Origin of the sequence: Streptomyces purpurogeneiscleroticus (assembly GCF_020024005.1) — a bacterium.
GTDB lineage: Bacteria > Actinomycetota > Actinomycetes > Streptomycetales > Streptomycetaceae > Streptomyces > Streptomyces purpurogeneiscleroticus.
This window is the reverse complement of sequence record NZ_NHSG01000481.1, coordinates 1-9244: the sequence shown is the minus strand read 5'-3', so window position 1 is coordinate 9244 and position 9244 is coordinate 1. Positions and strand designations below refer to the sequence as shown.

10 protein-coding genes and 1 tRNA gene are annotated in these 9244 nt (G+C 71.6%); 4 read left to right on the top strand and 7 right to left on the bottom strand.

Going from position 1 to position 9244, the window contains the following annotated elements; all coding sequences use genetic code 11:
- Positions 1–1262: HTTM domain-containing protein (locus CCS38_RS34655; protein WP_223737592.1), on the bottom strand; the 1262-nt coding region annotated here is incomplete at its 3' end.
- 137 nt (positions 1263–1399) lie between these two features.
- Positions 1400–2089: a DUF5819 family protein gene (locus tag CCS38_RS34650; protein ID WP_223737591.1), complete on the bottom strand. Its 690-nt coding sequence runs from the start codon at positions 2087–2089 to the stop codon at positions 1400–1402.
- 232 nt (positions 2090–2321) lie between these two features.
- Between CCS38_RS34650 and CCS38_RS34645 the strand changes: the two genes are divergently transcribed.
- Complete coding sequence (locus tag CCS38_RS34645) at positions 2322–3455, top strand: acyl-CoA dehydrogenase family protein (protein ID WP_223737589.1); 1134 nt, start codon at positions 2322–2324, stop codon at positions 3453–3455.
- 129 nt (positions 3456–3584) lie between these two features.
- On the opposite strand, the gene CCS38_RS34640 is transcribed toward CCS38_RS34645, so the two are convergent.
- From CCS38_RS34640 to CCS38_RS34630, 3 genes are read right to left on the bottom strand one after another with little or no spacing between them, the layout of a single operon-like run.
- On the bottom strand, positions 3585–3929 hold the full coding sequence (locus CCS38_RS34640) for a rhodanese-like domain-containing protein (protein ID WP_223737585.1): 345 nt from the start codon (positions 3927–3929) through the stop codon (positions 3585–3587).
- 43 nt (positions 3930–3972) lie between these two features.
- Positions 3973–4845 (bottom strand): J domain-containing protein, encoded by an 873-nt coding sequence (locus CCS38_RS34635; RefSeq protein ID WP_223737583.1) that lies wholly within the window; start codon positions 4843–4845, stop codon positions 3973–3975.
- A gap of 21 nt (positions 4846–4866) precedes the next feature.
- Positions 4867–6330 (bottom strand): DUF2252 domain-containing protein, encoded by a 1464-nt coding sequence (locus CCS38_RS34630; RefSeq protein ID WP_223737581.1) that lies wholly within the window; start codon positions 6328–6330, stop codon positions 4867–4869.
- Positions 6331–6472: 142 nt separating this feature from the next.
- Here CCS38_RS34630 and CCS38_RS34625 point away from each other — a divergent pair, with 142 nt between their 5' ends.
- Positions 6473–6907 (top strand): MarR family winged helix-turn-helix transcriptional regulator, encoded by a 435-nt coding sequence (locus tag CCS38_RS34625; protein ID WP_223737580.1) that lies wholly within the window; start codon positions 6473–6475, stop codon positions 6905–6907.
- A gap of 57 nt (positions 6908–6964) precedes the next feature.
- Here the strand turns inward: CCS38_RS34625 and CCS38_RS34620 are convergent, their stop codons facing one another.
- Positions 6965–7327, bottom strand: coding sequence for a winged helix-turn-helix transcriptional regulator (locus CCS38_RS34620; RefSeq protein ID WP_223737579.1), 363 nt, complete (start codon positions 7325–7327; stop codon positions 6965–6967).
- 94 nt (positions 7328–7421) lie between these two features.
- On the opposite strand from CCS38_RS34620, the gene CCS38_RS34615 reads away from it, so the two are divergent.
- Complete coding sequence (locus CCS38_RS34615; RefSeq protein WP_223737578.1) at positions 7422–8075, top strand: FMN-dependent NADH-azoreductase; 654 nt, start codon at positions 7422–7424, stop codon at positions 8073–8075.
- A gap of 114 nt (positions 8076–8189) precedes the next feature.
- Here CCS38_RS34615 and CCS38_RS34610 read toward each other — a convergent pair.
- Positions 8190–8273 (bottom strand) — tRNA-Leu (locus CCS38_RS34610).
- Positions 8274–8771: 498 nt separating this feature from the next.
- Between CCS38_RS34610 and CCS38_RS34605 the strand changes: the two genes are divergently transcribed.
- On the top strand, positions 8772–9244 hold a 473-nt coding region (locus CCS38_RS34605; RefSeq protein WP_223737577.1), incomplete at its 3' end, for a DUF3662 domain-containing protein.

The following is a 9244-nucleotide window of genomic DNA, read 5'->3' as shown; positions in this document are numbered from 1 at the left end:
TCCTCCGCGTCCCCCGGCCCACCGGCCGGCTTCCCCGGTTCACCCGCTGCGTCCCCCGCCGCGTCAGCCACCGCTCCGGACGCCGCGCCGGCCCCAGCACCGGACGCCGCTCCGGACGCCCTGCCCGCCGTCCCTCCGTCCGCGGGCCGCGCCGCGCCGCCCGGGAGCAGCCGGTCGCGTACGGCCGCCACCCGGCCACCGAGCCACCGCAGGAAGTTCGTCGGCAGGAAGACCGCGTCCGCCGCCACCATCGCGAGCGAGAAGAACGGCAGCCCGAGCAGCACCGCGATGGACAGGTGCTCGAGGATCATCGCGACGAGAAGGACGTTCTTCACGCGCCGGTTGAAGACCGTGAAGGGGAAGGCGACCTGCACGATCACCGTGCCGTAGGTGACCAGCATGACCACCAGCCCGCTGCTCGCGAGCAGCGCCGACAGCTCGGGCCACGGCGAGAAGTAGTCCAGGTGCATCGGGTAGAAGACGGCGGTGCCGTCCTGCCAGCGGTTGCCCTGGATCTTGTACCAGCCGGCCGTGGCGTAGATCAGGCAGACCTCGACCATGATGACCAGCAGCGCGCCGTTGTGCGCGAGGTCGGCGAGGGTGTTGAGGACCGTGCGCGGCTCGCCCGGCGCGTAGCGCCGCACCCACCACCACGCGCCGTGCGCCAGCCACAGCCCCCACAGCGCCAGGGCCCAGCCCACATGCGGGAACGGCCCGTCGGCCGACCACTCCAGCCCGTGCAGCCCCAGCAGCTGGGCGAGGGCGAGGGCCACTCCGAGGACGGACCACAGGAGTACGCCGGTCACATCCCGGCCCGGCGTCCCGTCCGCACCGGCCGCTGCCGCGCGCCGCGCGCGCCTGGCGTCCATCGACCAGACCTGTCCGCAGCGGGTCAGGACCAGGTACATCGACATCAGGTGGATGACGTTGTCGCCGCCGTCCCCGAGAAAGACGCTGCGGTTCTGCAGCGACAGCACGCCGACCATGAACAGCACGGACATGGTGCGGGTGCGCCAGCCGAGCATCAGCAGCGCGCTGGAGATCATGGCCAGCGCGTACACGAACTCGAACCAGCCGCGGCCGTCGGACCAGACCAGGACGGAGAACGCGCCGTTGTTCCCGAGGAGCCGGCGGGCCATGTCCAGGCTCCAGACGCCGTCCGGGCCGTACAGCTCGTGGCGGTGCGGCCACTCGCGCAACAGGAAGAACAGCCAGGTCGCAGCGAAGCCGATACGGATCACGGCGGTCTGGTACGGAGCCATCGGACCGGCCGTGACGCGGGCGAACCCGCGGCCGATCGCGCGCTCTATCCAGGTGTCCTGCACGACGTAGTCCTGCCCGTTCTGCGTGTCGGCGCCGTCGGCATCCGGCGTCTGCCGAGGCCCGGTGGAGTGCGTGCTCACTGGTTGCTCGCCCCCTCGGGCACGTCGTCGACGGTGACCGGCCACCAGGGCAGCACCCGGTACACGGGCTTGTTACTGATCTTCTCGCTGCTCCACGGCGGCGGCCCGACGGGCGTCGTCACCGAGCGGAACTCGATCCGGGCGACCGTGCCGCCCTGCGCCGTCCACTCCGCGCCGAGGCGGCCCATCGCTATCCGCCGCAGATAGCGTTCAGTCAGCTCACCGCGGACGCCGTTCGAACGGTTCTGCGCGTCGTGGGAGCCGACGAACGACTCCCAGGCGCGACGCAGTTCGTTCTGCTGCGTGTGGCTGGGGAGGAGGTTGTGGTGGATGGCCCGGCCGTCGATCGCGGTCAGGTCGGTCCAGCCGGTCCTACGCGCGCTGCCGCCGTCGCCGGGGCGTATCTCCGCCCGTACGTGTACGGAGATGTTCTGCTGCAGCGGGTTGGGCGCGAACAGCTTCCAGTTCTGTTCGTACTCCGGGTAGACGTAGTCGCTGACCGCCGCGCCGTGCGCCTTGGTGACCGTGTTGGACGGGGCGACGTGCAGGAACATCATCGCGATGTGGACCAGGGCGGCGATCGCGATGCCGCCCGCCGCGGTCGCCACCACGATCCGCGAAGGGAGAGAGAGCGCGGTGACGGGCGACACCTGTGGTGGTCGCGTTTCGTCCGCGTATGACTGCATTCCTGCCCCGTTCCCCGGTCCTGTGCGGCTCCATCCCGCCACGGAACCGTACCCAGGCCACGTGCGCAGCGACAGCGTTCCCCCGGTTGTGCACAGCCTCGACACCTTCCGGGCCGTCGCCCGGGCCCCGCCGGACCGCCCCGGCCACACCTCGGCCGTCCGCCGCCATTCCCAATTCCTGCAACCTGTTCTACCTTGCAGGCCCCCAACGGTGCGTGCGGAAGGACAGCCAGTGGACTTCACCTTCACCGAGGAACAGCAGGCGGCCGCCGAGGCGGCCGGGGCCGTCTTCTCCGGAGTCGCCCCCGACGCCGTCCCGTCGCCCGCCCTCACCACCGGAGCCGTCGCCGAGGACATCGACCGCGGCCTGTGGCGCACGCTGGCCGACACCGACCTGATCGGCCTGGTGCTCGACCCCGCGTACGGCGGGTCGGGACTCGACCCCGTCGCGCTCTGTCTCGTCCTGCGCGAAGCCGCCAAGGTCCTCGCCCGGGTACCGCTGCTGGAGACCGCTGCCGCCGCACTCGCCCTGCAGACGTACGCCGACCCCGGCCTGCGCGAGGAGACGCTGCCCCGCATCGGCCGCGGCGAGCTGATCGTCACCGTCGCCGGCGCCGGACGCACCGGACACGAACCGGCCGAACTGGCCGCCGAGGCACACGAGGAGGACGCGTACTGGGCCCTGGACGGCACCCACAGCGCCGTGCCCTGGGCCCACAGCGCGGACCGCCTCCTCCTCCCGGCACACACCCGCGACGGCAGCGCCGTCCTCGCTCTCGTCCCCCGCGCCCACCCCGGCGTCACCCTCGCCGAGCAGATCTCCACCAGCGGAGAGCGGTACGCCGAGGTCCGGCTGGAAGCTGTACGGCTCACCGCCCGCGAGGTGATCACCGACCCCGCCGCCTGGGAACGGCTGCGGCAGCTTCTCACCGTCGGCACCTGCGCCCAAGCGCTGGGGCTCGGCGAGCGGGTGCTCGCCATGACCGCCGAATACACCGGCACCCGCGAGCAGTTCGGGCACCCGGTCGCCACGTTCCAGGCCGTCGCCGTGCAGGCCGCCGACCGGTACATCGACCTGCGGGCCATGGAGGCGACCCTGTGGCAGGCCGCCTGGCGCATCAGTACCGGCGCACCCGGCGCCCTGCCCCCGGCCGGAGATGTCGCCGTGGCCAAGATCTGGGCCGCGGAGGGCGTGCGGCGCGTCGTACAGACCGCCCAGCACCTCCACGGCGGATTCGGCGCCGACACCGACTACCCGCTGCACCGCTACCACGCCTGGGCCAAGCAGCTGGAGCTCGCACTCGGCCCGGCCGCGGCCCACGAGGAAGCACTGGGAGACCTGTTGGCCGCTCACGCGCTGGGGTGAGCCTCAGCCGTACAACGGCGACGCCTGCCGCACCACGGCGACGGCGGCCGAGCAGCCGAACAACGGCGGCGCCCCGCTTCACGTTTCACGTGAAACAGAGCGCCGCCGCCAAAAGCCTTGGGCCGAGGGTCAGATGACCGTGCCCGCTCCGCCCTGATCGGTGACCACCGGACGCCCGGTGGCCTCCCACGCCTGCATGCCGCCCTCGACATTCACCGCGTCGACGCCCTGCTGGACCAGGTACTGCGTGACCTGCGCCGAACGGCCGCCGACCCGGCACAGTACGTACACCTTGCCGCTCTCGGGCGCCTTCTCCGTCAGCTCGGCGTAGCGCGCGACGAAATCACTCATCGGGATGTGCAGGGCGCCCTCGGCGTGCCCGGCCTCCCACTCGTCGTCCTCACGCACGTCCAGCAGGAAATCCGCCGGCGTGAGCGCATCGACACCGACCGTGGGCACAGAACCAAAATGCATGACCCCGACGCTACCCGACCGGCCTCCCCGCACGCCGCCCGCGCTATCCGACCAGCTGAGCCAGCCGCTCCTCGCGCTCCGCCACATCGGCCAGCAGCTTCTCGGCGATCTGCTCCAGCAGCGCGTCGGGGTCCTCCGGCGCCATCTTGAGCATCTGGCCGATCGCGCTCTCCTCCAGCTCCGCGGCGACCGCCGTCAGCATCTCCTTGCGCGTGGCCAGCCACTCCAGCCGCGCGTACAGCTCCTCGCTCTCGCTCAGCTGCCGCTCCTGCGGGACCGGACCGGCCTCCCACTCCGCCGCCAGCTCCCGCAGCGCCGCCTCGTCACCGACCGCGTACGCCGCGTTGACTCGCGAGATGAACGCGTCCCGGCGCTCCCGCTCCGCCTCGTCCCGCGCCAGATCCGGATGCGCCTTGCGCACCAGGTCCCGGAACACCTTGCGGGCCTCCTCGCTCGGCCGCACCTTCTGCGGCGGGCTCACCGGCTGGTCCGTCAGCATGGCCTGCGCCTCGGGCCACAGCCCCTCGGAACCCATCCAGCCGTGGAACAGCTCCTCCACACCCGGCATCGGCAGCACGGCGGCACGGAGCTCCTGCGCCCTGCGCACGTCCTCCGGATCGCCCGACCGCGCCGCGACGGCCTCCGCGATCTGCGCGTCCAGTTCGTCCAGCCGCGAGTACATCGGCCCGAGCCGCTGGTGGTGCAGGCGCGAGAAGTTCTCCACCTCCACCCGGAAGGTCTCCACCGCGATCTCGAACTCGATCAGTGCCTGCTCGGCCGCCCGTACGGCCTGCGCCAGCCGGGCGGTGCCGCCCGCTGCCCGCCCTTCGGAGCCGCCGGCCGCCGGGCCCTCCGGGCCCGCACCGCCTGCGGCTTCCTGGCCGTCCTGCCCGTTCTGCGCTTGCGAGTTCGTCACCCGGCCACCCTACGGCCCGGCTCACACTCCCGGCTCTGCGGCCAGCCGCCCGTTGCGCACCGCCGTGACCAGCTCCTCGTGGTCGGCCTCCGTACGGTCCGCGTACGCCACCGCGAACGAGGCCAGCGCCTCGTCCAGCACCTCGTTCTTGCCGCAGTACCCGGCGACCAGCCGCGGATCGGCACTGTGCGCATGGGCCCTGGCCAGCAGCGCACCGGTCATCCGCGCGTAGTCGTCCAGCTGGTCCGCCGGCAGCGCCGCAGGGTCCACGCTGCCCTTGCGGTTCCGGAACTGCCGCACCTGGAAGGGCAGCCCCTCCCGGCGCCCACCCGCCGCGGCCCCCGAGTCGTACACCGTCGTCCAGCCCAGCAGTATGTCGCTCACGACCTGCATCCGCTTCTGGCCCAGCACCACCCGGCGCGCCTCGTGCTCCACGGGCGCCACCTCGAACCCGGCCTTCGCCACGTACGGCGCGAGCGCGGACGCGCGTACCTCCTTCACCTGGAGCACCAGCGGCTCCCCCCGGTGATCCAGCAGCAGGACGACGTACGACCGCAGGCCCACGCTGCCCGTCCCGACGATGCGGAAGGCCACGTCGTGCACCGCGTACCTGGACAGCAGCGGCAGCCGGTCGTCGGGCAGCGTCCGCAGGTATCCGGAGAGCGCCGACACCACCGCGGCGGCCTCCGCGTCCGGCACCCGCCGCAGCACGGGCGGCGCATCGACGAACTGCCGCCGGACGCCCGCCCGTCCTCCGCCCGGTGCCGCGCCGCCGTCGTCCGGTACCGCCTCGGTCGACTTCGCGGCGAAGCGCGCGCTGGTGTTCTTGCGCGCCTTGTCCATCACGCGTTCCAGCGTGCCCACCAGGTCCCGCGCGTCGGCGTGCGAGACCAGGTCCTCGTCCACGATGGCGTGCCACGCGTCCGCCGCGGGCATCCGCGCCAGCAGCCGCATCGTGCGGCGGTACGCGCCCGCCGCGTCCCGTGCCGCGTCCCGGCAGCTGTCCTCATCGGCGCCCGCCTCGCGGCCCGCCAGGACGAGCGAGGTCACGAGCCGCTTCAGGTCCCACTCCCACGGCCCCCGCAGGGTCTCGTCGAAGTCGTTCAGGTCGATGACGAGCCGGCCGCGGGCGTCGGCATACAGCCCGAAGTTCGCGGCGTGCGCGTCGCCGCAGATCTGGGCCGCGATGCCGGTGACGGGCGTGGTCATCAGGTCGTACGCCATCAGCCCGGCCGAGCCGCGCAGGAACGCGAACGGCGAGGCGGCCATCCGGCCGACCCGTATCGGGACGAGCGCCGGCAGCCGGCCTGCGCCGGCCTCCTCCACCGCCGCCACGGCGCCCGGGCGGCCGGCCCCGAAGGCCGGCTCACTGTGCGCGGGCCGCGGAACCGTCTCCCGCAGCGCCTTGCCGGCGGCCTTCGGCCCCGGCCCGTCGTCACCACGCCGCGCAAAACCGCTGACGTGCGGAAGCCGCACCGTGTCCATCAGGGGTCCCTCCGGTCGGGTCCGTGTCTTCTGACGGTGGGGAGGCGAGGAGACCACCATCCCACCCGGCCCGAGCCCTGCCGACGGAAAGCACCGCAATTTAGGTTGTACTATGCAACAAGCAGGAAGAAAGGCTGAAACCGTGGCTCAGCGAGACGACTCCGTCGGAATCATCCAGCAGGAGCTGACCGCATTCGCGCGTCGCGCCCGCGCCACCGCGGCCCGGATGCACCCCGAGCTCTCGCTCGTGTCGTACACCCTCCTCGCCCATCTGGAGGACCAGAAGGGCTGCCGCGCCACCGATCTCGCCGCACACTACCTGCTGGACAAGTCCACGGTCAGCCGGCAGATCTCCGCACTGGAGAGGCTCGGATTCGTCGAGCGCCGCGTCGACCCGGACGACCACCGCGTACAGGTACTGCACCCCACCGAGCTCGGCGCGCAGGTGCTCGCCAGCGCCGGCGCCCAGCGCCGCCAGGCGTTCACCGACCGGCTCGCCGACTGGGACGACGCGGATCTGGAGCGCTTCGCCGCGTACCTGCTGCGCTACAACGAAGCGCAGCAGCGCCTCGGCTGACCACGCACCACCCCCGCCACGAAGCGATCCCGGAACCACATCGGCTCCGGAACCCCGTCAGTCCCGGAATCGCTCCGGGCACTGCCCCCCGTCCCCCAGATACGTCTCCGCCCAGCGCGCGAGTTCCTTGAGCGCCGGCTCCAGGGCGAGGCCGGCCCGGGAGAGCCGGTACGCCACGCGCAGCGGCGGGCCCGCGTCGACCTCGCGGACCACCAGACCCGCCGAGCCCAGCTCCACGAGCCGGTCGGAGAGCATCCGCTCGCTGATGCCCGGAATCGCCCGCCGCAGGTCGGCGAAGTGCACCGGCCCCGGCATCAGGGTGGCCACGATCAGCCCCGTCCAGCGCTTTCCGAACAGCCCGAAGACGCGCGTCATGCCGCTGTCGACCTGCTTGCATGCCTCTCCGCCGTGATCCGCCATGACACCAGAGTACTGCTTTCCGGTAGGGAGCTATAAAAAAGTAAGTGGCTGTGGTATCCATAGGTACATACGGTTTTCCATTAAGGAGCTCACCATGGCCACGCTGCTGCTCATCGACTCGTCCGTCTCGCCCGAGGGCGTATCCGCCTCCCGTGCCGTGACCGCCACCTTCCGCAAGACCTGGGAGGAGCAGCACCCCGGCGGCACGGTCATCCACCGCGACCTGGCGGCCGAGCCGCTGCCGCACCTCGACGGCGTCGCCGCCTCGGCCGGCTTCAGCGACCCCGCCACGCACACCCCGGAGCAGCAGGCCGCCTTCGCGCTGCGCACGAAGCTCGCCGAGGAGATCGAGCAGGCGGACGCGATCGTGATCGCCGCGCCGATGTACAACTTCACGATCCCCTCGACCCTGAAGGCGTGGCTGGACCAGACGATCATCATGGGCCGCACCGCACCGGGCGAGAACGCGTCCGCCAAGGGCACCCCGGCCGTCGTCGTCGCCAGCCGCGGCGGCAGCTACGCCCCGGGCACCCCGCGCGAGGACTTCGAGTACGTGCGGAACTACCTGGAGTCCGTGCTCACCGGGGCGTTCGGCTTCGAGGTGGACTTCATCGTGCCCGAGCTGACGATGGCGCCGTCGAACCCGGCGATGGCCGAGCTGGTCCCGCTCTTCGAGGAGTCCCGCGAGAAGGCCCAGCAGGAGGCGGTCATCAAGGCGAAGGAGCTCGCGGAGCGCGTCGCCGCCTGAGCCGTACCGAGCCTGACGGCGGCGGGGTGTGAGGTACGCCTCACACCCCGCCGCCGTACTTTCGGACAACGAAAAACCCCCGGTCCGGATCTCTCCGGGACCGGGGGTCCTCTGTGCGCGAGGGGGGAGTTGAACCCCCACGCCCTTTCGGGCACTGGAACCTGAATCCAGCGCGTCTGCCTATTCCGCCACCCGCGCATGGGTGTTGTCGTTCGATTCTCTCACCGGGGATCCGGGCCGTTCGGTCCGGGTCTTCGGCGGGAGCGCCTTTCGACATGGAAAACATTAGCACGCTGTCGGGGGTGCCTTCGAACCCGTTCTCCGCAGGCCACCGCACCGGCGGGTCATGGACCCGTCAGCCGTGCCGTCCACCGGGCCGTCACCCGCCCGGCCCCGCGGCGGACATCCAATCCTCCCCGTCGCGTCAGTACGGCGCCCGCGGGGAAGGTCCATCCGTGCACCGCGCAGCTCCTCAACGGCCCCGCCCACCCGGGGAGCTCGGCAGTTGCGGGACACTGTCGTGCGGCCGCATCTACGATCGCAGTCAGCATCGGACGGCGAGCGTGGGCAACCTTGTGAGAGGCGACACTCGTCCTCTAGGCGGGAAAGGGGAACCAGCTGTTTTCCCGACGCGTGGATACGATCAGTAAGCAGTACAGGGACGACCCTGAAGAAGACTGAGGAAGGAGGTGCCCCGTGGGAGTACTGAAACGCTTCGAGCAGCGTCTCGAGGGCCTCGTCAACGGCACCTTCGCCAAGGTGTTCAAGTCCGAGGTGCAGCCCGTGGAGATCGCGGGCGCGCTCCAGCGTGAGTGCGATAACAACGCCACGATCTGGAACCGCGACCGGACCGTCGTCCCGAACGACTTCATCGTGGAACTGAGCGCTCCGGACTTCGAGCGCCTCAGCCCCTACAGCGGACAGCTCGGCGACGAGCTGTCCAGCATGGTGCGGGACTACGCCAAGCAGCAGCGCTACACGTTCATGGGTGCCATCAAGGTCCACCTGGAGAAGGCCGAGGACCTGGACACCGGCCTGTACCGCGTGCGCAGCCGTACCCTCGCCGCCAGCACGTCGCAGCAGGGAGGCGCCGCACCCCAGGGTGCAGGCGCGGCCCGGGCCGGCCGGCCCGGCGGCGGACACGTGGGCCCGCCCCCCATGCCCTCGTC